Source organism: Azospira sp. APE16 (assembly GCF_047901315.1).
GTDB classification, from domain to species: domain Bacteria; phylum Pseudomonadota; class Gammaproteobacteria; order Burkholderiales; family Rhodocyclaceae; genus Azospira; species Azospira oryzae.
Genome location: NZ_CP179682.1, coordinates 2,716,760 through 2,738,914, shown reverse-complemented (window position 1 = coordinate 2,738,914; position 22,155 = coordinate 2,716,760). Strand labels below are relative to the sequence as shown.

At 53.1% G+C, this 22,155-nt stretch carries 16 protein-coding genes and 1 tRNA gene; 7 read left to right on the top strand and 10 right to left on the bottom strand.

The window, feature by feature from the left end; all coding sequences use genetic code 11:
- The first annotated feature begins 75 nt into the window (after positions 1 to 75).
- Together ACLSSQ_RS13110 and ACLSSQ_RS13105 are read left to right on the top strand one after the other, a co-directional pair.
- Positions 76 to 151 (top strand) — tRNA-Thr (locus ACLSSQ_RS13110).
- A 164-nt stretch (positions 152 to 315) separates the two neighbouring features.
- Positions 316 to 1,524 (top strand): tyrosine-type recombinase/integrase, encoded by a 1,209-nt coding sequence (locus ACLSSQ_RS13105; protein WP_014236874.1) that lies wholly within the window; start codon positions 316 to 318, stop codon positions 1,522 to 1,524.
- A 56-nt stretch (positions 1,525 to 1,580) separates the two neighbouring features.
- Here ACLSSQ_RS13105 and ACLSSQ_RS13100 read toward each other — a convergent pair whose 3' ends face one another.
- From ACLSSQ_RS13100 to ACLSSQ_RS13090, 3 genes are all read right to left on the bottom strand, one after another.
- Positions 1,581 to 2,594 carry a hypothetical protein gene (locus tag ACLSSQ_RS13100; RefSeq protein ID WP_416242938.1) on the bottom strand — a complete coding sequence of 338 codons (1,014 nt, stop codon included), beginning with the start codon at positions 2,592 to 2,594 and terminating at the stop codon, positions 1,581 to 1,583.
- A gap of 160 nt (positions 2,595 to 2,754) precedes the next feature.
- Positions 2,755 to 3,843, bottom strand: coding sequence for a hypothetical protein (locus ACLSSQ_RS13095; protein WP_416242937.1), 1,089 nt, complete (start codon positions 3,841 to 3,843; stop codon positions 2,755 to 2,757).
- A 262-nt stretch (positions 3,844 to 4,105) separates the two neighbouring features.
- On the bottom strand, positions 4,106 to 4,369 hold the full coding sequence (locus ACLSSQ_RS13090) for a helix-turn-helix transcriptional regulator (protein WP_416242936.1): 264 nt from the start codon (positions 4,367 to 4,369) through the stop codon (positions 4,106 to 4,108).
- Positions 4,370 to 5,528: 1,159 nt separating this feature from the next.
- On the opposite strand from ACLSSQ_RS13090, the gene ACLSSQ_RS13085 reads away from it, so the two are divergent.
- From ACLSSQ_RS13085 to ACLSSQ_RS13075, 3 genes are all read left to right on the top strand, one after another.
- Positions 5,529 to 6,497, top strand: coding sequence for a DUF932 domain-containing protein (locus tag ACLSSQ_RS13085; protein ID WP_416242935.1), 969 nt, complete (start codon positions 5,529 to 5,531; stop codon positions 6,495 to 6,497).
- A 77-nt stretch (positions 6,498 to 6,574) separates the two neighbouring features.
- Positions 6,575 to 7,579, top strand: coding sequence for a YqaJ viral recombinase family protein (locus tag ACLSSQ_RS13080; protein WP_416242934.1), 1,005 nt, complete (start codon positions 6,575 to 6,577; stop codon positions 7,577 to 7,579).
- A gap of 86 nt (positions 7,580 to 7,665) precedes the next feature.
- Complete coding sequence (locus ACLSSQ_RS13075) at positions 7,666 to 8,580, top strand: hydrolase or metal-binding protein (RefSeq protein ID WP_416242932.1); 915 nt, start codon at positions 7,666 to 7,668, stop codon at positions 8,578 to 8,580.
- A 264-nt stretch (positions 8,581 to 8,844) separates the two neighbouring features.
- Here ACLSSQ_RS13075 and ACLSSQ_RS13070 read toward each other — a convergent pair whose 3' ends face one another.
- From ACLSSQ_RS13070 to ACLSSQ_RS13040, 7 genes are all read right to left on the bottom strand, one after another.
- Entirely contained in the window at positions 8,845 to 10,107 is a 1,263-nt protein-coding gene (locus ACLSSQ_RS13070) for a hypothetical protein (protein WP_416242931.1), read from the bottom strand.
- Between the two features lie 98 nt (positions 10,108 to 10,205).
- A complete protein-coding gene (locus ACLSSQ_RS13065; RefSeq protein ID WP_416242930.1) occupies positions 10,206 to 13,274 on the bottom strand; it encodes a type III restriction-modification system endonuclease in 3,069 nt (1,022 codons plus the stop codon).
- A gap of 10 nt (positions 13,275 to 13,284) precedes the next feature.
- On the bottom strand, positions 13,285 to 15,150 hold the full coding sequence (locus ACLSSQ_RS13060; protein WP_416242929.1) for a site-specific DNA-methyltransferase: 1,866 nt from the start codon (positions 15,148 to 15,150) through the stop codon (positions 13,285 to 13,287).
- A 24-nt stretch (positions 15,151 to 15,174) separates the two neighbouring features.
- The gene (locus ACLSSQ_RS13055) at positions 15,175 to 15,858 is read right to left on the bottom strand and encodes a DUF4391 domain-containing protein (RefSeq protein WP_416242928.1); all 684 of its coding nucleotides are present in this window, start codon (positions 15,856 to 15,858) and stop codon (positions 15,175 to 15,177) included.
- Positions 15,855 to 19,127 carry a helicase-related protein gene (locus tag ACLSSQ_RS13050; RefSeq protein ID WP_416242927.1) on the bottom strand — a complete coding sequence of 1,091 codons (3,273 nt, stop codon included), beginning with the start codon at positions 19,125 to 19,127 and terminating at the stop codon, positions 15,855 to 15,857. The genes ACLSSQ_RS13055 and ACLSSQ_RS13050 overlap by 4 nt, the downstream gene beginning before the upstream one ends.
- Positions 19,114 to 19,314 (bottom strand): hypothetical protein, encoded by a 201-nt coding sequence (locus ACLSSQ_RS13045; protein ID WP_416242926.1) that lies wholly within the window; start codon positions 19,312 to 19,314, stop codon positions 19,114 to 19,116. Before ACLSSQ_RS13045 ends, ACLSSQ_RS13050 begins: the two co-directional genes overlap by 14 nt.
- Before the next feature lie 498 nt (positions 19,315 to 19,812).
- Positions 19,813 to 20,001, bottom strand: a complete 189-nt coding sequence (locus ACLSSQ_RS13040) for a hypothetical protein (protein ID WP_416242925.1) — start codon at positions 19,999 to 20,001, stop codon at positions 19,813 to 19,815.
- 165 nt (positions 20,002 to 20,166) lie between these two features.
- Here ACLSSQ_RS13040 and ACLSSQ_RS13035 point away from each other — a divergent pair, with 165 nt between their 5' ends.
- Together ACLSSQ_RS13035 and ACLSSQ_RS13030 are read left to right on the top strand one after the other, a co-directional pair.
- The gene (locus ACLSSQ_RS13035) at positions 20,167 to 21,279 is read left to right on the top strand and encodes a hypothetical protein (RefSeq protein ID WP_416242924.1); all 1,113 of its coding nucleotides are present in this window, start codon (positions 20,167 to 20,169) and stop codon (positions 21,277 to 21,279) included.
- Between the two features lies 1 nt (position 21,280).
- Positions 21,281 to 22,150 (top strand): hypothetical protein, encoded by an 870-nt coding sequence (locus tag ACLSSQ_RS13030; protein ID WP_416242923.1) that lies wholly within the window; start codon positions 21,281 to 21,283, stop codon positions 22,148 to 22,150.
- The last annotated feature ends 5 nt before the right edge of the window (positions 22,151 to 22,155 follow it).

Sequence of the window (22,155 nt, the reverse complement as noted above, 5' to 3'; positions counted from 1 at the left end):
CTTGCTCGAAGATTGCAGCCTATTCTATATGCGACAGCACGTCAGGGGGCATGCCTCGGTTATAATGGCGGCCCCGCCGGGTTAGCTCAGTAGGTAGAGCAGCGCACTTGTAATGCGAAGGTCACCAGTTCGATTCCGGTACCCGGCACCAGTAACCATCCCAAAGCTGTCCAACTAAGGCCGAATTTCCAAGTATTTATGCGGGTTTCGGCCTTTTTTTTGTCCGATGTGTTCAATGGCGCCCATTGAAATCCAGAGGGGTTTGGGGGTATAAGGTGGGGTATCTTGTTGCCTCTCTGAGTGATGTACCCCCAAATGGCGCTGACCGAACTTGCAATCAAGGCCTCCAAGCCCGCTGATAAACCTTATAAAGTCTCGGACGAGCGGGGTTTGTTCCTTCTCGTAAACCCCAATGGATCCAAGTACTGGCGCGTGAAGTATCGCTTTTTGGGAAAAGAAAAGCTACTTGCGTTGGGGGTATATCCAGAGGTGAGCTTGAAGCAGGCACGAGAGCGTCGGGATGATGCTCGTCGTCTTTTGGCAAACGGAGTCGACCCCGGATTTCACAAGCAGGCAACGAAGATGGCCATGGTTGCCAATGCGGCTAATTCCTTCGAGGCCGTGGCCCGTGAATGGTGGGCAAAGAAGTCGGTAGGTTGGTCGGCCAGCTATTCCAATAAGGTTATCCGACTCTTTGAAAGGGATGTTTTTCCATGGGTCGGTGCGCGGCCAATAGCGGATATCACTGCTCCAGAGATGTTGGCTGTGGTCCGCCGGATCGAAGCAAGAGGTGTGATAGAGACGGCCCATCTTGCTTTACGCGTGTCAGGGCAGGCATTTCGCTATGCGGTAGTTACGGGAAGGGCTGAACGGTCTCCAGTTGGTGATCTCCGTGGCGCACTCCCTCCGGTTAAGGTTTCTCATTTCGCTGCAATTACTGAACCAGAAAAAGTCGGCGAGTTGTTGAGGGCTATTGATGCCTTCTCAGGAACCTTTGTTGTCCTCTGTGCTTTGAAGTTGGCTCCACTATTTTTTGTTCGCCCAGGGGAGTTGCGCCATGCGCGGTGGAGAGACTTTGATCTAGAGCGAGGTGAGTGGCGTTATCTTGTTACCAAGACCCAAACCCAGCATCTTGTACCACTGGCAACCCAAGCAATAGGGATTCTTCGTGAACTTTATGCGCTGACGGGTCGTGGCGATTTTGTTTTCCCTGGGCGGGACCGGGCCAATCCGATGAGTGGCGCAACCATTAATGCCGCATTGCGCCGGATGGGCTATAACACTCAAACGGATATCACTGGTCACGGTTTTCGCGCCATGGCACGTACTATTTTGGCTGAAGAATTACATGTTAAACCCGAGGTAATTGAGCACCAACTGGCTCATCGCGTACCGGATAACTTGGGAACGGCATACAACCGAACCAAATTTTTAAAAGAGCGCAGGGTAATGATGCAGGAATGGGCTAATTACCTTGATAATCTAAAAGAAAATGTGATTTCTCCCAATCTTGGAGTGGCGTAACTGCCAGTTTTTCGGATATGTAGATGGTGGAAGGTGACTTGCTCCCCCCTCTATGACTATAGGGGGGAGAAGTGACTGTCGTCAGTGTTTCGAGCTTTTCTGGGAGCACCCAATTTTTTAGGCTCTGCGCGCGGCCATTTGCCTCGACGCATGAGGCGATTTCGGGGGGCAAATTCTGGACGTACAAACTGGTCTGTTTTGCATAGATAAGGGATCACGATTTCAGATAAATTGTGACGTCGTTTCTTGTCGCTGACATGAATTGGCCCGATCCCTAGTTTTCCTAACCGCTCATATTGGCTGGCCTTTGCATTGCAGTTCCAGTACTCGCCACTTTTTTTAGTGATGGTTTTGACCCAATATTCACCGATTTTTTGGGTGTGGAAGATGTGACAACGACCTTGTTTTACCTCGGTGTCGAATAGAAAAATCATGTGGATATGGGGGCCTTTCCCTAAGCCGTATTCAATCTTGGCGATGTACCCTCTCAGACCTCGAAATATGGTGTTGCACCTAAAATTTGCACAAAGGTGATCAAGGTCAGTGCTGAGCTTCTCGAAGGTTATGTCATTCCAGAGCTCTTTCCTGTAGTACAGGTCGATGCGACAGAAATTGATCGTTGCCTGTTTTTCGAACCAGGCGTTGATGTAGTTCTTGTATTGTTGAGTACGCCTGTTCGACTCATAGACCCGTCGTCGGAAACGCTCCCTGTAACCGTTTTGAGTCCACGTATGGCGGAGCTTCTCAACGATTGCATTGAATATTTCCCCAAATGATCTTCCACTGGGGTGCCTGGCCATGGAGGTGGACCAAATATCTCGCCAGATCATTCCTAGGTCATGAAGGTGTAAGCTAATCCAAGCGTCATTGAATGCTTCGATATGCTCGCTGTAACGATATTTACTCGAAAGCATGCCAATTGTTGTGATAAAGACAGGAAGCCTATGGAAATAGCGCTCAGCAAGTGGAGTAAAGTCGTATCCAGACCTGCCGGATCCCGCCATATGTGGCAAAAATGGAATCTCCTTACTTTGGGTGGCATCTTCCACAAAGGAGACTAAGTCAGTCATCACGGTTGCGTAGAACTTTCGGGTGAGACGAGATGAGCTCTCTTTGTCAGTAACGAAGAGAGCGTCTGAGAAATCACCATAGACTTTGCGACAAAGGTCTCGGGTAATGACATCGGAAGTTTTGTAGCGATGCCCTAAGTTCATTCCGACCCCTTTCTCGCTAGGCCGCAACTAGCTTGGAATTGGCGCACCAACACTCATCAAGTGTTAATGCAGTGGGAAGGTCGCCCATGCCGTAGTGATCGTATTTATGGTGGGGCGTTAAGCGCAGATAGCGCTCACTCATCAACATCATCCGAAGGCTATCCATTACAGGTTCCAAGGGGTGGGCATGAGAAAGTCGGGAAAAGCTCAATGATCCCCAGCTTCGGTGGTTCTCCGGTGAGTGTGACCAGTAAACACTTAGGCCATGTCCTTCGGTGGCTTGGTTCCACTTCTGAGCAATGGCGGTAAAGAGCCTTTCCCAATCGACTTTACGGGGGTTAAAGCACAGGATGAAGTGGTAGCCATAGCCACATTCAGGCATATACCGTCTCTTCCACCAGTACCCGAAAAGCTCTTCTGGGCCGTAGTGGGGCTGTAGTGTTGTGATAAAGGCATTTAGTTGGCGTGTGCTTGCTTCCAGACGCAGTTCTGGGGAATGGTGGAGTTCCAGTCGTAAGCAGCCTACTGCTTCCCCATGGTTATGGGATAAGCGATCAAAGTACCGTTCGGTCTTTTTCAAGGCAGTGGAAATGCTTCGCTTCCGGACGCTTTCACTGTTCTTGGTGCCTGCTTTGGTCATTTGTTCATATACCCGTCGTCCAAAGGAATTGATTAGTTCCCCTTGCCGCAGACCGTCGTTGTTCAAGATGATTAGTGGATCGGCCTTTGAAAATAGACACATTCCGAAACCAAGACGACGTGCAGTAGCGCTCAGTAAAGTTGACTGTTCAGGAAGTTCATAATTAGGTGGTAGCAAGGGGATTTCCTGACTTACCCATGCATAGAACAGTTCCCCTGCTCGGTACGTTTTCTGGAGGACTGTACTCTCCAAGGTTTTGTCCAGCACAAAGACGTTCCCTTCTGACCGCTTCAGTGCATCGCACAACATTCCCTCAATGTGAAGTTGATTAAAGAGGAGCTCGCTCAGTGCCCAGCTACGATCCCAGTAAAGGCCCCCCTGTGGGGCAGTTCGTGGGTAGTGAAAGTCAGTGATGATCGATTGCAGCAGTACATCGTGAGCAAGTTGTTTCTCATATGGTTTCATGGTCGTGCATCCTGTACTTTTCCACGTTCAGAAGCATCAATGACCAGACCATTGGGACTTCTGCATATGTGCCCTATTTAAAGTGTTGTGTTCTTTGTATCGTATTGATATTTAATATTTAATCTATATTCAATCCTATATACATGCGGAATTGAAGAAGCTGAATTCCTCTTCGGCAAAAGGGGCTCAGATGGGAATCTGCCCGTAGTACGGGCATTGCTCTCATGCGCGGGGATATACAGACTTAACGGTGCGACCTCCCCTAGTCGCTGTGAATTCTTGACGACTGGTCTTGGGTGTCGCCATTGCGGCTCTTGCTGATCTGTTGCCTAATCCAGGTGTCGATTTCATCCTCGACCCAGGCTACCGTTCCGCGTCCAACGGGGGATAGGGAAACAGGGCGTGGAAACGTAGGGTCGTAGTACTTTGAATCGCAATCCAGCCTGGCGTAGACGCTTGACCGACCAAGTCCAACTCGTTTGATGACTTCAGAAAGGCGTAATAAATACAGTGCGCTGCGTGCCATAGCTAACCTCGTAGTCTCTCTGTCTGCGGCATGCATGCCGGTGGAGAGAGATCGCAATTGTTAAATTCGCGGCGCCACCAGAGGCCAGGCACTCCAGGAATAGACCAAGAGAGACCCTGCCGTAAGGGGCAAGCGCAAAACCAAATGGGGAATACGGGGTGCCGACATGGGCCAAGAAGGCCGGGAACGGCGTTGGTTAACACAGCGCGACTGGGGTCGCCTGAGACAGTGAAGCGCCCTGAGCGGGGGCGCCTCCTAGAGATCAACCGTTGCGGTTGAGATGCTCTCCCCACTGTATCGCTCGGGAGAACTGTGCAACTGACATGCAATGCCAGTTGGCCGTATTTTTATCGAAAATTCGCAAACTATGCAAGTGCTCTTTTGGGCATCTGTTGTTTTTCATGTCACTGTTAGCGCAGTCGCAAGATGTCAGTGGGTAAGCAGGTAGAGCAACTCTGTTGCTATCTGGAAAGCCTTCTGGTCAGCGGATCTGAGGGTAAGTCAGTATATGAATATTGATGTTGTACGGCCAGCGGGATTCAAAAAAACTTCAGTCACATATCACCCCTATGAACAGGGGACGGTATTGCCCTAACCGTCACTGATTAACCCTGCTCTAGGGTTAGTTATATGCCGTTTCTTCCCCTGTTCCTTATCCATTCATCAAGGGGAATTTATGTCCAATCACTGTCCAAACTGCATGTCCTCACGTATCGTCAGCCTTAACCGAGGCCGCAAAGCAGGTGGCCTGATCGGCACCTGTGGTGGCGCTCTAAGCGTAGCTGTCGGTTGCTGGTCTGGTGCCGAGGTCGGTGCGACCGTTGGAGCCATTGCCGGTCCTCCCGGTATGGTCGTAGGGGGAATTCTTGGTGCCCTCACCGGGGCCCTTATCGGAGGGACTACTGGAGGTATCGCTGGCGCCAAGCTGGGAGAAATGGTTGATGAGCGAGTGCTCGATAATCACCATTGCCTTGCTTGTGGTTACATCTTCAGCATTCCCACCGCTGATCTGTAGTTGCCCATCTCCCATTAGGTTTCCTACCTATCCCTAGCCAGTAGTTGGCTGGCTTCCCGTCCGTTTTTGTTCCTGACACATATCGGTCCATCCGTCCTTTGCGGAGGACCGATCACGTCTTTTCTCTATAGAAAGGAGCCTTCCATGGCCCATCTCGTTCAACAAATGGCGTATGTCGGCGCTGAGCCCTGGCATGGCCTTGGCAATCATCTTCCCGCCAAACAGCCCATCGAAGTCTGGCAGCGTGAAGCCGGTATGGACTGGCAGATCATGGAGACCCCAGTTCGCTTTATGGCTGATACGGCAGGCAATCTGGGCTCGATCCATTCCTTCCCCGAACAGAAGGTGCTCTATCGCTCGGATACCAAAGACGCACTTTCTGTTGTCTCTCAGCGCTACCAGGTGGTTCAACCTCGTGAAGTCCTGGAGTTCTACCGGGATCTCACTGAGGTATCCGGTTATGAGCTGGAGACAGCCGGGGTACTCAAGGGGGGCAAGAAGTTCTGGGCCCTGGCCAAAACTGGCCAGTCCAGCGTTTTGAAGGGGAGCGACCAGGTCACTGGTTATCTTCTCTTGGCTACGAGCTGCGACGGTACCCTCGCCACTACAGCAACGCCCACCACGATACGGGTCGTCTGCAACAACACCCTAACCATTGCCGTGAATGGGGCTACCCAGGCAATCAAGGTGCCCCACAATACTCGATTCGATCCCCAAGCCATCAAGCAGCAACTCGGGATCGCAGTTTCCCATTGGGATGGCTTCATGTACCGCATGCGGACCTTGGCTGAACGCAAGGTCAAGAGCCATGAGGCTATGAACTACTTCCTCAAGGTGATCTGTGAAGCCCCTGCTAGCGCTACTGAACCCTTAAAACTCGCCAACGAGCGAGCTTTGAAACGGGTTCAGGCTCTCTATGAAGGCCAAGGGCGGGGATCGGAGTTGGAGGCGGCCAAGCAAACCGCCTGGGGCTTGCTCAACGCCGTGACGGAATACGTGGACCACGAGCGCCGGGCGCGCAGCGACGAGTACCGGATGGATTCCGCCTGGTTTGGCCAGGGGGCGGCCATCAAGCAACGTGCACTGGATGCCGCTCTGCAGCTCGTCGCCTAAGTCAGTTTCTTCCCTACCTATGATGCCCAGTACCGCTTTTGGCGGGCTGGGCATCGTTGTTTCCATGAGGTGATTTCATGCAAGTACAAGCAGTTAACGCTGTTTCAACCCAAGGACGGCCGGCCTTGCGCCTGATCAAAACCAAGGAACTACCCCGGGAAGACTGGTTGACTGTCCGGACGCGAGGTATTGGGGGGTCGGATGCCGCGAGTGCCTGCGGGCTAAATCCTTACAAGTCCCAGTTGGAGCTTTGGATGGAGAAGACTGGTCGTGATGGCAATCTCCCCAAGATCGACCCGAATGACGAGGAGAGCCCAACTTACTGGGGAACCCTCCTTGAACCCATCGTCGCGGCCCATTACACCAAGCGTACTGGTCATCGGGTGCGGCGCATCAATGCCATCCTTCAACATCCCGACCCTGATAAGGCCTGGATGCTCGCCAATATCGACCGGGAAGTTATCGGTACGGAAGAGGTACAGATCCTCGAATGCAAGACAGCGGGTATCAACGGAGCTCGTCTATGGAAAGGCGGAGTTCCTGAGTATGTCCAGTTGCAGGTCCATCACCAGCTGGCCGTCACCGGTAAGCGGGCGGCGGATGTGGCGGTGTTGCTCGGTGGTCAGCATCTCGAAGTCCATTGTATCGAACGCAACGAGGCGTTGATCGAGCGCCTGATTCAGCTGGAACGGCGCTTCTGGCACTACGTGGAGGATGATATCCCGCCGCCGGCAGATGGTTCTGAGTCGGCGGAATTGGCCTTGCGCTGTCTCTATCCGGAAGACAGCGGTCAGGAGTTGGATTTCAGGCAAGAACGCAATCTGTCAGCCGCTTTCGCGGACCTGGTGAGTATCCGGCAAAGCATCGCCGAGCAGGAGAAGGTGGAAGCCCAACTCAAGCAAGCGCTGCAGCAGGCCATGGGCGATGCCAGTCGGGCCATCTTCGAAACCGGTTCAGTGAGCTGGAAGAAGGCCAAGGACAGCGTAACCCTCGATGTCACCCGGTTGCTCCAGGAGCATCCAGAGTTCAAACAGCAGTACGCCACTACCAAACCTGGTAGCCGACGTTTCCTGATCGGCTAGCTCCGTACCTCCCAACCCTTCATCCATTTCCTACCGCGGCGCCCTAAACGGGCCCTGCGGTATTTTTTTCAACGAGGAGAAATCCAATGCTCAAAGGATTGGCGATTACGCCTCCCATCATTGGCCGTATCTCGATTGGCAAGGTCATCGAGAAGAATGGCAAACGGCTTCCCGAGAAGGACGACCAATTCACCCTGACCAGCCAGGTCCAAGGTAGAGAAGGCTGGCTTCCCCATCCTTACGATGAAGGACTGCGCAAGGCTCAGGGCGGCAAGATTCGTAGCATCCCTATCCGTTTTCTGTTCAACGCCCCTGATCTAAATTTCCGTGCCGAATATACCCTGTTCGACCGGAAGAGCGGCCGGCCGGTCTGCGTTGGTGACGGGGAAACCTGCAAGCGACTGGGAAAGATGAGCATCGAGAATCATCCTTGTCCGGCTCCGGAAGGGTGCCCATTCGGAGCCGGTGGTGCCTGCAAGCCCTACGGTCGACTTAATGTCTTGATCAGTGATGATGATCCTTTGGGATGCTTTGTTTTCCGGACCACGGGTTTTAACAGCATCCGCACTCTGATCGCTCGGTTGCAGTATTTCCAGGCGATTTCAGGTAACCAGCTGTCCTGCCTGCCCCTGGAGCTGAGGTTGCGGGGAAAATCCACCCGGCAGAGCCTGGGGGCGCCGATCTACTACGTGGATATCACGCTACGCAGTGGCGTGACTGTTGCGGATGCCCTGCTAGAGGCTAAGCGGATTGATGCAGAGCGCCAAGCCTCTGGCTTTGACCAGGTGGCCTTGGAGGCGGCAGTACGTACTGGTTTGGCCAACGGGGTCTTTGAAGACAGCGAGGAAGAGACTGAGGCAGTGGTTGAAGAGTTCTATCCGGAATCGCCGGGAGAAAATAGCCCTGAAAGTGTCCAATCCTCCCGCGAAGGTAACCCGACAGCTTCCGCGACAAACTTAGGCCAAAAGTTGGAAGTTAAGGCCCTAGCTTTGAGCCAGTAACGTTAATTTAACAGCGTAACTGATCGATGGAGGAGTTTCTCATGTGGAATCAATCACCCCTTGAAAGGCTGACTTCATACGCCTTCGCTTTTGCTGCCGGTTCTAAATCGGTTTGCCTAGTGACTGTCTATGGCCATTGGATGGCATCAAAGGAGCGGTGGGTAGAGGCAAAGAGTTGAGGCCCAGTTGCGGCTTGACTGTGATGGGAGGGGGATTTCCCCCTCCTGCCTCCGTCCTAATTTCCTTTGCTTTTTTTTCGGCTCTCTACTCCTCAAACAAATCGGCCAAATTTACGTCACCTGCCTTGGCTGAAATCAGCCGAACCTTCTTGGCTTTTAACGCACTGAAACCGTTTACTTTTATTGTGTTGTATTGATTGGCTGCGGTACCAAACACCTTTTCCATCCTGGCGACGAATGCCGGGGATGTGGCTTCAGGCACCACGATATCGATGCGTCGATCAGGATGGCAACGCAATATATCGTTGAAGTGCTCATCGGCGTTGTTGAATGAGTATCCAACGACAACCACATGCTCGGCTTCCTTAACCCAATCCGATGCTCGGCTCCAAAGCTCAATATATTGATGGGAAAGGATTGGCTTGAGACGCAGTGGAGGCACAAGTGCTGGGATGACGTGTCGCTGAAGTCTCAAGTCTTCGTGATTGACGTCAACGTTCGGTACAACAACCTCGCGAATGAATTGGGCGGGATCGCACTTAAGGATGTCATCTACTGGTAGCAAGTCTCGGGTATCCATCCGAACGTAGTTTCCCAGGCCACCGTGGAAGTAGATGGTCTTGGAGTCACCGAGGCTTTGTTCCAGGAAAGCGGTGTAGTTCAACGTAATAGCACGAACGTCACCGGGAATCCCTCCGTAGAAAGGCAGAGCCTTGTCTCCATGCGCATCCAGGACCTCCTTTTGCTTTGCCACCAGATAAGCCCAAAGTGCCCAGGCGATGTAGATGTAGTTCTTGATGTCGGCAGGCTTGTCGTTGTAGAAGCCGAGAAACTTCTCGATCAGGAGTGTCTCGATGTTGAGCATATCGGCCCCCAGCGCTGCGGCAACTTCGTGCCGTTCCGTGCTGAGACCCAATTTCAAGGTGCGTTTGAGTACAGTCTTAAAGGTGTCCGATAGTGAGAGCTTGTGGATATCCAAGATGGAGTCGCTGTCTATCAGCTCATCCGCATCTTTCGGGAAGACCTCCCTGATAAGTGCTTCAGTTTCCTCATCCAGCTGGCTTTCCTCTGCAATCATGGCCAGCTTGTTGAACAGACGAATGATCAGCTCTCCGTGTTTGCGGACCGCCTGTTGCTCTGCCCCAAGGTGAGCAATTGCGTCTTGAACACGTTGAACCATGGCTTTCTGCTCATGAGGTTCTCGGGTCGCAATCTTGTCCACGGCGCGAGCGATCATGCTGTTAAAGCTAAATCGCAAGCCAGGGAGCATCTCTCTCAATGCTACATCGACGTCTTTTCCAGGACCGTCGAGGTAACGCGTTACGTCGGCAAGCAGGGTGTTCGCCAAGGGAAAATCAATACCTGATGTGCGATCTACGCCAGCCCCCAAGATCAGTAGCCGTTTACTCAATTTCCGCTCCCTTTCATCGTTCAATTCAGCTAAGGTTACTTCACGAGTTCCATCAGCTTGCTGAAGCTATTCACCACGTCGTACTTCACGTTTTCAGGCGCGTACTTCTTGTTGATCTCATCGAAGAACTTGCGGGCGCAACGAATCTTGGTTTTCTCTATCTCGTTGAGAACCATCGACGACATGGAGCCCTTGGTCTCCGCCACGAAGTACACGTGTTTGACGGCCCCTTCCTTGAAGGAAATGGCCCAGTCCGGGTTGTAGTCACCAACGGGGGTAGGAATCAGGAAGCCACGCGGCAGCTTGGCGTAAACAACCACATCGGTGCAGGTGTCCAGCTCTTTGACGAACTCGCGTTCGATGTTGGAGTCGGTCAGCACGTAGTCGTAGATGTGGCGCTGGAGCTTGTCCCCGGCTTTGCTGAAGTCCTGCTTGGTCTGCCCCGCCGTGAAGATGTCTAAATCGAACTGATCGGCCACCGGGTCGTAGGCGAGGTGCTCAATGATCACCGTCGCCTTCTGCTCGTTGATCAGCCTCACCGCTTCGGCGATGAAGTTCTCGGGGTTGGTCTTGAACTGAGCAAACACAGCCACGTTGATACCGCGCAGGATGTCCGCCACGGTACGCCGCGTGAGCTGCGTACCTTCAGCCAGTTTGCCGATGAGGTCGTACTTCACGGCTGAATGGATGGAGTGGGTGTTTTGCTCCGTCTCCGTCGCTTTCAGCACGAAGGCGTCACCGTTTTTCATGCCGTCGTATGTAACCTGCGCAGACTGCTCCCCGCGCTGAATGGTGTACTGCAACGGCGTCACGCGCAGATGTTCATCCAGCGTTTTGACCGCCTTGGTAACAAGCTCCTCGGAATCAAACTGCACGCTGTAGGCGGCCTTGCGGTTGATCCTGGCCCAAAGCTCCTTAAATTCCTGCTTTTCGAAGTTGGCGTTGGGCTCCAGCTTTTTAGCCTTGCGCCCATCTTCTGGCTGCATGATCTTGCCTTCGCTGAACACACTGTCGATCAGCTGGAAAACCTGCTCAGCATGCGGCAGCAGTTCGTCCGGCAACGCTTCAAGCGTGCCGTCCTTCTTGGCTTGATGGTATTTCTCGGTGATGTTGCGCTTCTTATCGACATAGCCGTTCTGGATCAGGTAGAACTCGATGTCAGTGGCTTGATCATCTGAAACCGTAATCGGACCTTCCGTGGTGTTGAGTACCTTGCCGGTGAAGTAAGCCTTATCGGCGACACGCGGACGCGCAGACAGCGATTCGCTGATGTCTCGTTGCAATGCGGCCACGAAGTCCTTGTAGCTTTCGCTCGCCACAACGGTCAGCACGTTCACATCGTGGACGATGGAGGGGTGGTCGATCCGGTCACCATGCTGGTTCACCGACAAGCGCAAACCACGCCCCACTTCCTGACGGCGAGAAATCGTGTTGTCACTGTGCTTGAGGGCACAGATGACAAACACGTTCGGGTTGTCCCAGCCTTCACGTAGCGCCGAATGCGAGAAGATGAACCGTACCGGCTCGTTCAGGGAGAGCAGGCGCTCTTTGTCCTTCAGGATCAGGTCATAGGCGTCTACATCGTCGGCCTCGGTAGCCTTCTTGCCCATCTCCGGGTCCACCAGCTTCTTGGTTTTCTTGTCGATCGAGAAATAGCCGTTGTGAGTCTTCTCGACGGAAATTCCCTTGAGGTGCTTGATGTAAGGTGTTTCGTCCAGGTCCAGCACCTCATTCAGGTAGAGCTGGTATTCCTCTTCGAATACGCGGGCGTATTCGCCCTTTTCATCGGCAGCGCTGTAGTCACGGTACTTTGCTACTTCGTCGATGAAGAACAGGGTCAGCACTTTGATGCCCTGCTGGAACAAGGCTTGTTCCTTGTCGAAGTGCGCCTTGATCGCCTCTCGAATCTGGATGCGGCGCAGCGCGGCTTCGTTCACGTCGCCGTCTGCTTCGCCTACCTGCAACTCGACACCGTTGGTGAAGCTCAAGGTGTCGGTAATAGCGTTGATGTCGGACACCACATAGCCACGGTACTGGTCCAGCTCGTTCGACAACACAAAGAGGTTGTCGCCCTTGGATAGCTTCTTCACTACGGGCTTGATGATCCCACTCTCGAACTTCCGCTCGAACTCGACACGCGCCTCGGGTGGCTTCTTGGTGGAAACGTCGATGCCTTGCAGGTATAGATAGGCATTGGTGCCCGCCAAGCCTTTGACCGAGATGCCACGCACGGCGATCTTCTTCACCAGCTTCTGGTTGTAGGCATCCAGTGCGTCCAGCCGGTGGATTTTGTTGTGCGTGGTCTTGTGGGTGGCCGAGTAGCGCAGCACCATCAATGGCTTGAAATTGATCAGCGAATCCAGTGTCTTACCGCCTTCCATCTTCTGGGGTTCGTCCAGGATGAGGATGGGGCGATTCGCGCTGATCACGTCGATCGGCTTACGTGACTGGAAGTCGTCCAGCTCTTCGTAGATGCGGCGGGCGTCCTTGCCCGTCGCATTGAAGGCCTGCACGTTGATCACCATCACGTTGATGCCCGCATCGGACGAAAAGCTCTCCAGATGGTGCAGCGCCTTGGAGTTGTAGATGAAGAAGCGGGCCTTCTTCTGGTACGTCTCCAGGAAGTGGTCTGCCGTGATTTCCAGCGACTTTGCCACCCCTTCACGAATGGCAATGCTGGGAACCACAATGATGAACTTGCTCCAGCCGTACTGCTTGTTCAGCTCGAAGATGGTCTTGATGTAGCAGTAGGTCTTGCCCGTGCCGGTTTCCATCTCGATATCGAGATTGAGCTTGCTGACCTTGGTCTTAGCCAACTCAGCAGATACCGGCAAGTTCTGCAAGCGCTGCACTTGCTGGATGTTGTCCAGCAGGGCAGATTCGGACAAGGTTACATCCGGATTGCGGAAAGCGGCCTCCTGGTCGGCTACCGGTTCTGCTTCGAGGTCAAGAGCAGATTGGTGGCTCACCGATGCTGCCTTCTTCACGCCGGGGTCCAGGCGATAGCGAACCCCGCCATGCTGCGGTGTTTGTCCCTTGAAACAATTCACCACCGCCTGCACGGCAGCGGTTTGGTAGGGCTGCGTCTTGAATTTAATTTTCATCACCAACCCCTTAGATGCATTTCACTTCGGTGGAAGGCGAGAGCGATTTGAAAATCTGTTCGACGTTGATCTTGACGGCACTGTCCCTGAAGCCCGCATCTCGGAAAATCACGCGCAGCGGTTGATATTTCGTCAGCTCCTTGACGAAGCCTTCATCGATGCCGCCATGGGCATCGAAGCAGGCAATCAGAGCGTTGCCATCGACGCAGAAGACTTCTTTCCCTTGGATGGCTTGTTTGGCGATGGGCAATGCTAGATCGACACCCCAGTCCAGCATTACTTGGAAAAGAAGGTCTTCGGCCATTCGGTCGGGCTTGATGTTATCCACGAAGAGATCGAGGTTAGCCTTGTCCAAGGAGTCCGGCGCATAGTAAATGTCTGCCATGTTGGATGAGGCTATTTTGAGAACACGGAAACCGATGTCTCTGTTCCACCCATCATGCGTGTCGCTAGCTAGAACAGCAGCCCCCGATCTACGAATGCGCTCTTTGCATAGTTCGGCAATCGTTTCGTATTTTGCGATGCCAGACTTGGTTATTGAGGGTTCAGATACTTGAACCACCATGAACTCCCGATTTCCGCCGTCCTCTGAATTTAGCTGCATCACAGCATGCGCAGTTGTGCCAGAGCCCCCAAAGAAATCCATCACTAAGTGATTATCCTGTCGCGAGGTGCAGGCTTGAATAAGGGTTTTTATCAGTCGGACAGGTTTTACAGTATCAAAGCCATGTTGATTCCCCAGAATTTCGTTTAGTTGGCTTTTTCCCGCTTCAGAGGTGGACGACCAATCAACCTCCATGAAGCAATAAAACGGATCATGCTCGGCTCCCTCTTCATCTTCAAAATAGCGTCTAAAAGGAGTCCCTTCACGAAACTCGATATATCCGTCGTTATTAAGCTGATGAATGACGTCCTCACCAGCTTGCCAGCGCTGGCCCTCCGGGGGAGAGTAATCTCCCAAAGAAAAAGACATGGTTGATCGAAAATTGGCGCCGCGATTCGATTTTAGGATTGTGGTTAAACGATATTTTCTACCATCAATTTCATGTGGATAAGAGCGTTCACCACCTGTGAACAGCGGGAAGAACGTTCTAGGAACATAACTCTTCTGGTACATCAGGACATACTCGACTTCTTTTTGAGGGCGGTATTTCGCTTCGCCAATATTTACAGGCTTAACCCGCGCTTTCCATGTAACCTGTCCAACAAAGTTCTCGGCCCCAAAGATCTCCTCACATAATTTCTTTAGGCTTGCAAGTTCAACATCGTGTATTGAGACAAATAAAACCCCATCGTCTCGCAAGAGATTTCGCGCCAACTTGAGTCTCGGCATCATCATGGATAGCCAATCTGAGTGAAATCTGCCGTTTGCATCTGTATTTGCAATTAACCTTTGTGCTGCTTCATCTTTCTCGCCAGAGCGGAGTTTGTGTGTCTCAGGATCGACCACAAAGTTGTCCGAGTAAATGAAGTCGCTCCCAGTGTTGTATGGCGGGTCTATATAAATCATTTTGACCTTGCCAAGGTATGTTTCCTGCAGCAGCTTCAGCGCATCGAGATTGTCACCCTCGATGAACAGGTTCCTCGTTGTATCAAAGTCCACACTTTCATGGCGACAGGGGCGCAGCGTCTTGGCAATCGGCGCATTCGCCGTCAAAAGCGCCTCCCGCTTGCCCGGCCAATTCAGGTGATAGCGTTCCTGTGGCCCTTCAACGATTGAGCCAGAAAGCTCTTGACGCAGTTGGTCAAAGTCTACGGTCAGCTTCACGCTGCCGTCTTCACCCTTCGCCTCGGTCACACATCCGGGGAACAGCTCACGAATGCGGGCGATGTTGTCTTGTGTCAGATCGGGTGAATGCATTTTCAGTTTGTCCATATTCTTTTCCTCTGGCCATCGGCTTTAGTGGCTCAGTTCCTCAAGTTCGTTGTTCAGTTGACGCAAAGTGGCGTTGATCTCCACTTTGCGATTGAATTGCTTTTCTTTTGCCAGCTTGGCGCGGACTTTCTCGATTTCACGCTGCTTAGCCCTCACGCCCTCCAGACGCTCGATCAAGGCAGAAAAGCTTTCTTGGTCGCGAGGGGCTAGCGGAATCAGCCTTTGTAGTAAGGCCTCGTAGAGCCCTGCCAAGTCCAGTACCAGCGGCATGTCGCTGCGCTCGCTGTTGGCCGGTATCCACCCCGTCGAAAAGTAATCGCTGACCACCCATTTGCTGGCGTCCACCTCGCTCGGCCGCTTGTGCGCGGCAATGACCTTGATCTTTCCCTCGTGCTCCAACTCGAAGACGATGGGGAACTGCACGGCACCGTCGATGCACTTCAGTACATCGGCGGACAGTTCCGCCGTCTTCAGCGCTATGCGGAAAACCTGCACTTCCGGTACGCCCGGCTTAGCGGGTAGGTTGATGGTTTCTGGCGCAAGTTTGTACTGCCACACGATCTGCTCGACCTGTTCCACGAACAGGTCTTTCAGGCGGGTGTTTGCCCCGCTGTGCTCGTAAATCTTGTTCTTGGGAAGTACGCGCCCGAATGTAGCCTGCTTCGGGTAGTTGATCAGCGCCAGGTGCAGAACTGGAGAGACGCTCATCCAGCCTCCTGAATCACAACGAAAGTGATGAGTTCGAAGTCATCCAGGCCGCTGATGGTATTGGTAAGCGCCGTGGTCTTGCCGCCGCTGAAGAGGCTGTCTAGATCCTTTTCTTCCTTCACTTCGATCATGGAGCTAATGGCCTTGCTCAGCAGCTCAGAGTAGCTTTGCATGTTCCTGCCGTCGCTTGTTTCCTTATTGAAGGATTGGCAGGCTATGGGGATGGGGTCAGCATGCCCCTTACAGCCGCTGCGCACGAGGTCCAGCAGGCGCTTCACTTCGGTGTGATCGTTGATGACCTTGCCGTCGCACCCGATGTAGACGAGGTAGTACGGGTGCAGCCGGTTGTGCTGGTTGACGTTGACCTCGGGGTTGCGGTTGCGCAAGGTAAAGATCACCCCCGGCTCCAGACCCAAGACAGGATTCGCGGGCACGACGGCGTGCATACCGTTAGGCACATGGCTGGGTTCGCCATGTGCCTTCACGTAGTTGAGCAAGTCCATTCGGAAGTCGTTGAGCCCCAGGTCAGTGATGGACACGCCAGTTTTCAGGTCTTCCAGCTCGATCACCTCCTCCTGAAGGCGGCGCAGTTGTTCTTTGCGGTAGGTGACATCGTTGGCCTGTGCGGAGAGCACGTTGTCGTCCCCGGTCGCCGTCACATCGGCAATCATCATCCGGCTTTCAACCCGCTCTTTCAGGTTGATGTATTCGTCGAGCGAGATGTCTGGCCAGTAATTCACCAACTGGATGCTGGCGTTAGGCGAGCCGATACGATCGACACGCCCGAAACGCTGAATGATGCGGACCGGGTTCCAGTGGATGTCGTAGTTGATCAGGTAATCGCAGTCTTGAAGGTTCTGGCCTTCGGATATGCAGTCCGTACCGATCAGCAAGTCGATCTCAGCGGGCTCTTGCGGCAGCACTTGTGCCTTCGATTTAGAGCGGGGCGAGAACAGGGTCAGCAGTTCCTGGAAGTCGTAGCTCTTCTTGAGTGTGGACTTGGGCGAGCCAGTACCCGTCACCTTGGCGCTATGGAGTTGCTGCTGTGCCAGCAACTCCGGCGCAAGGTTGGCGTAGAGGTAATCAGCGGTATCGGCGAAAGCCGTAAAGATGATGATCTTCTTGTTGCCAGGGTTAATCGGGTTGGTGATCTTGCCCAGTACTTGCGCTTTTAGATGCTGCAGCTTGGCGTCGTCCTCGGGTGTGATCTTGTTCATCGAGGCCAGCAGGGCATCGATGATCTCCAGATCAACGCTCAGGTCATGCTCCCAAGAGGGCAAGTCCATGTCGTCCAAGCTGATCTTGACCCTACCGCCAATCTCGCCTCCGTTCAGCATCGACAGATCGTCGTCTTCGGCATCCAGGTTTTCTAGGACTTCCGAGAGGTCAGCGATATCGGCGGCACCGCCACCTTCGTTGAAGCGGCGGATAGTCGCCAGCGTGTTGGCGTGATTGCCACGCAGCGAGCGCAAGGTCAGCCGGAAGGATTCGATGGAGCTTTCCAGGCGTTTGAGCAGGTTCGTGGTCATTAGGGCCTGTAGGCCCTTCTCGCGACCATACAAGCTGAGGTTTTCCTTCTTGTCGCCCGATTGGGTGTTGTAGAGGTCGATGTATTTTTTGACCCGGCTTTGAAGGATGTAGGCCGCTGGCGTGTAGACACACAGCTTCAGCAGTGAAAGCTGTTCGAAAATCTCGTTGAAGCCCATCACGTCCGTGCGCTGGGTCAGTGCGCAATGGAAAGAAAGCGGCTTGCGGCGTTCGGGGAATTGGCCGATGTCCTTTGTGTCGTAGAAGGTCTGGATGTGCTTGCGGGAGCGAGCGATAGTCACGCTGTCCAGCAATTCGAAGAAATCAAAGTCCAGCGAATCCAGAATGGCGCGAGCTGTGCGCTCTTCTGGAGGAAGCGTCGACCAAACTGTGAACGCGGCCTGTGCGCTCCGGAAAATCTCTTCCACGCTCTTGCTGGTCTTGAGCTTATTGCTGAGGTTTTCCGAGTCGCCCTCGTAGGCCAATGCCAATTGATTGCGCAGGTCGGCAAAGCGGTTGTTGACCGGGGTGGCCGAGAGCATCAGCACTTTGGTCTTCACGCCCTCTCTGATGACCTTGTTCATCAGCTTTTGGTAGCGCGTCTCCTTATCCTTGTAGGCATCGTTGTTGCGGAAATTGTGCGATTCATCGATGACCACGAGGTCGTAGTTTCCCCAGTTGATGCGGTTCAACGGTGTACCAAACGACTCACCGTTGGTGCGGCTGAGGTCGGTATGGCACAGCACGTCGTAATTGAACCGATCCTTGGCGAAGATATTGGTCTTCAGGTTGCGGTTGTAGTTGAGCCAGTTGTCCGCTAGCTTCTTCGGGCAAAGGACCAGCACTGAACGGTTACGTAGTTCGTAATACTTGATCACGGCCAGCGCAGTAAAAGTTTTGCCCAAGCCTACGCTGTCGGCCAGGATGCAGCCGCTGTAGGTTTCCAGCTTGTTGATGATTCCGGTGGCTGCATCCTTCTGGTAGTTGAAAAGCTTCTGCCAGATCAGTGTGTCCTGGTAGCCGGTGCGGTCATTGGGCAGTACGTCTTCGTCGATGTCATCCAGGAACTCGCTGAAGATGTTAAAGAGCATCAGGAAGTAGATGCTCTCGGGCGAGTTCTCCTGATAGACAGAGGCGATGTGGTCACAGATTTGCTGCGTCACATCTTCCAGCTTCTCGGGGGCGTTCCAGATTTGGTCAAACAAGCTGAGATAGGTGGCCGCAAAAGTCGGCTCATTCATCTTGTTGACGAGATTCGATACGGCATTGCCTTGCTGGTAGCCCAGGTCAACTGCCGTGAAACCATGCAGCGGCATGTAGGCGGTGTCTTCCCCCTGAGTCTGCACGCAGGCAAATTGCTGCATCGGGGCCTTGGTCCGGTTGCTCTTGAAGCGGGCCTTGCGCCGCATCCAGTCAGCGCACTCCTTGGCAATCGCACGCTGGGTCAGTTTGTTGCGCAACTGGATTTCAAATTCACTGCCGTACAGGCTGCGCTCACGGTCCACTTTGGGAATGTGGTACTCCCGACGCTCCTTACGGATTTTGTCGGTGGCTTCATTGGCAACGAAGGTTGGTGACGTGAAAATGAAATTGAGCTCTTCGATCTTCTCCAGTTCCGCCTTGAGGGCTTCGAAGGCGTACATAGAAAAGCAGGATGCGGCGATCTTTAATTTCGCCCCTGGCTTGAGGGTTTGCTTCAGGTCGTCGCCAAGGAGGCGACTGATGTTGTCAATGAGCTCCATCGCATCCCTTCTTATTTTCGGTGGACTGTACGTCCGCCTTTAAACCATGCTCTTGCGCGTAGTTCAGGATAAGCACTTCCATCATCGATGCGATGGATCGGTGCTCTTTTTCAGCAGCCATGCCCAGCAGTTGCTTAATGTCCGCCGACGTGCGGATGGACAGGGTTTTGTCCTTGGGACGCCTCATGACGTAGTCCTAGGTTTGGTGTCCTGCGAATGTACTGCGTTTTGCGTTGGTTGCATAGCGCTGATGTGAGAAATGAAGAAGCCGCTTACCCCTGGCGGTAAGCGGCAAAATCATCATCTGGCCGGAGTGGCGGGCAGCACCCGCTTACCAAATAGCTTTTTTGCGGAGTTTTTGGCAGGCCAGGAGCGGGGATTCTCAACGCGCTCAAGGGGTCGTCCTTGCCGCGCAGCTAGCCAGGCTTCAACGACAGCCACGTCATGGCGAATCAAATACAGGCAGAACCAGGGAAGGGTGGGGGCTACTTCGGCCATGAGATCATTCTGTTCGCCAATATGGAGGCTTGCCTGAACGGTGCCGACCTCAAGCAGACCATCCCAGCCAAGTACTTCCTGAAGGCCTTTAGGTCATTGAGCTCTGTGAATATTGGCTGATTTGTTTGTGCCTGTCTTCGTCATCAATCGCTGCTCAGGCCGGCGCCGGAATCACCCCCGCAGCGCGTCAACCTGGAAAGCCAAGATGCTGGAGACACAATCCGTTGAGGTATTTATCAGCCCAGATACGGAAATGCTGGCGAAGCCTGAACCAGCCAGCAGCAAGGGAAGCGACAAGAAGGGTAATAAGTCCGGTAAGGGCAAGAAGGAGATTGCCGGGCGGGCCCGCATCGGGGGTGACGACAATGTTGATCATTCGCGACCCTTAGGTGCTGGATTAGACCGGGGATCGACTCTACTAAACCACTACCAATCAATTGGTTGTCGGGTGGTTGAACAAGATCGGATGAGCAATTCTGTAATAATTGTCGGATGCACATGCCATTTTTTTACTTGTGTAAGATAGAAAAAAGTATCCAACGTGGCGATCTTGCTGGCTTATTTAGATCAAAAGTTTTCAAACGCTCAATCGTCAATTTCTGAATTGCCCAGCTTCGATACAACAAGGGGAGTAACCATGGGATGGTGGGAAGGGATAAAAAGTGGAGCTGCAGCCGTTGGCAATTTCATAACGGGTGGGGGGCAAGAGCGTCGGCGAAGCGAACGAATTGTTAAGAATGCAAAAGAGGATGAATTCGACGCCAAGTGCCGACTAGAAGAAAAGCGCAAAAGCACCAATGGAGCGCTTGAATCTCTGGGGGAGCTGCGGAGGTCAGCCCATGAAGGAGCGATAACGGATTTCGTTAATCTTTACGAAACTATTGCCGCGATCACCAAGCAGGAATTCGCAACGCCGGATCAGTTCGTCGATCACGAAATTAAGTCCAACATCACCAAAATGCTTCCCGCGCCTGGGTACGTGAAAGAGATGATGCTCGGTGGCACCATGGGGGCACTTGGTGGCGCAGCAGCGGCATATGGGGCTTATGGTCTGGCAGGGATTGTTGGCACAGCATCCACCGGCACGGCTATCAGTTCGCTGGGAGGTGTGGCAGCGACCAACGCAACTCTTGCATGGCTGGGCGGTGGAGCGGCAGCGGCTGGAGGGCTGGGCACAATAGGGGGAGCAGCGGTGTTGGGTGGGATTGCCCTCATACCGGCGGCGATCGTAGCAATGTACTTCGGCCAGAATGCCGCAAAAAAGCAGCTTAACGAAGCTCTGAACTACAGCGACCAAGTTGATGTATTTGTTGCTCAGAGCAACACCTTCATTCTTCAACTCGACCAAATTGAGCAGGCTGCAAAGCTCCTTCATCGTGCCGTTCTCAGCATGGAAGCCGTGGTGAGGATGCAGAACAGCAAAATGCGTTATGCCATTCAGAGAACAGTTGAGCAAGCCCGCGAGCTTCAAGATTGTCTGTATTTGGAATTTGTTGATGCCCGCGGTCAGTACAGACCCGAAAGTCGCTCTGCCTATCAGGCGATCATCAATGCTGACCCAGTGCCGAACACATCGTCGTCAGAGGATGACGGCGCAGGACATATCCGTGTTAGTGCCAATCATTCCCCAACCCTTGCGAACATTGAGGCCTGAAATGAGTCAAGCAAAACGTGATTTTCAGTTATCTAGCCTCTTTTTTTTCGGACAAGATGTTGACGTCAAGGCAATGAAAGTCATGGCGGAGGCGGACCAAACACTTCAGAGAACAACCGCTGCGTTGGAGTCCTCCAAAGGCAAAGCCAAAGGGATGCTGGAAAAGCTCGATGACCTGCGAACGACCTTATACCGAGATTCCTTGAAGGATTTCTTTGACCTTTACGATCCTTCAATAAATGGCCTGAAAGACATCCCCCCAAACACCGCGCAGGCCGAGCGCTTCATCGCAACATTTCCCACGTTTTCCGTTACTACGCAGTTTTGTACCCCCTTTCCTGCTTTGAAAAAGGTCGGGCTAGTTGTGATACTCGGCGGTGTCTGGGCGTTTATTCTTCTGCAAATTCTTGGGCCAATTAGTTCTCAGCAGTTAAACGCCCTCATAGCCATTGGAGGGGCCTTACTCGGTCTGCTTTCTGCGATGATATTTTGTTATCGCCGGGCGCAGAAAAACCTTACGGCCGCAATAACCTACTTTGGAAAGGTGCGTGATTTTGAGGAGGGTTCCGTTCGATTCAGCTCGAAGGTTGAGCAATTGGCAAAGGACTTTCCACTGGCAATGGAGGCTTTGCAGCGTAAGGCGCTCGGGCTAACCAAGCAAGTCGAATCATTAACCGAAACTGTACGCGATGCAGTCAATGCTGCAATGTTGCTAAACAAACTCATCGGCAAGCCCCTGATCGATGGCGAAGGCGCTTTGCTCACGGATGTCATGCGTCAACTGGAAGAGGACGTGGCGACAGCGACAATGATGCAGAACTTTTTGGGTATCGAAGATTCGGAACGCGGCATCGATGTGGCTGTTGCCTAAGAGGC

Coding starts and splice junctions, on each gene's coding strand:
- ACLSSQ_RS13105 (WP_014236874.1), top strand. CDS start 316: ATGGCGCTGACCGAACTTGCAATCAAGGCCTCCAAGCCCGCTGATAAA.
- ACLSSQ_RS13100 (WP_416242938.1), bottom strand. CDS start 2,594: ATGACTGACTTAGTCTCCTTTGTGGAAGATGCCACCCAAAGTAAGGAG.
- ACLSSQ_RS13095 (WP_416242937.1), bottom strand. CDS start 3,843: ATGAAACCATATGAGAAACAACTTGCTCACGATGTACTGCTGCAATCG.
- ACLSSQ_RS13090 (WP_416242936.1), bottom strand. CDS start 4,369: ATGGCACGCAGCGCACTGTATTTATTACGCCTTTCTGAAGTCATCAAA.
- ACLSSQ_RS13085 (WP_416242935.1), top strand. CDS start 5,529: ATGGCCCATCTCGTTCAACAAATGGCGTATGTCGGCGCTGAGCCCTGG.
- ACLSSQ_RS13080 (WP_416242934.1), top strand. CDS start 6,575: ATGCAAGTACAAGCAGTTAACGCTGTTTCAACCCAAGGACGGCCGGCC.
- ACLSSQ_RS13075 (WP_416242932.1), top strand. CDS start 7,666: ATGCTCAAAGGATTGGCGATTACGCCTCCCATCATTGGCCGTATCTCG.
- ACLSSQ_RS13065 (WP_416242930.1), bottom strand. CDS start 13,274: ATGAAAATTAAATTCAAGACGCAGCCCTACCAAACCGCTGCCGTGCAG.
- ACLSSQ_RS13060 (WP_416242929.1), bottom strand. CDS start 15,150: ATGGACAAACTGAAAATGCATTCACCCGATCTGACACAAGACAACATC.
- ACLSSQ_RS13055 (WP_416242928.1), bottom strand. CDS start 15,858: ATGAGCGTCTCTCCAGTTCTGCACCTGGCGCTGATCAACTACCCGAAG.
- ACLSSQ_RS13050 (WP_416242927.1), bottom strand. CDS start 19,127: ATGGAGCTCATTGACAACATCAGTCGCCTCCTTGGCGACGACCTGAAG.
- ACLSSQ_RS13045 (WP_416242926.1), bottom strand. CDS start 19,314: ATGAGGCGTCCCAAGGACAAAACCCTGTCCATCCGCACGTCGGCGGAC.
- ACLSSQ_RS13040 (WP_416242925.1), bottom strand. CDS start 20,001: ATGATCAACATTGTCGTCACCCCCGATGCGGGCCCGCCCGGCAATCTC.
- ACLSSQ_RS13030 (WP_416242923.1), top strand. CDS start 21,281: ATGAGTCAAGCAAAACGTGATTTTCAGTTATCTAGCCTCTTTTTTTTC.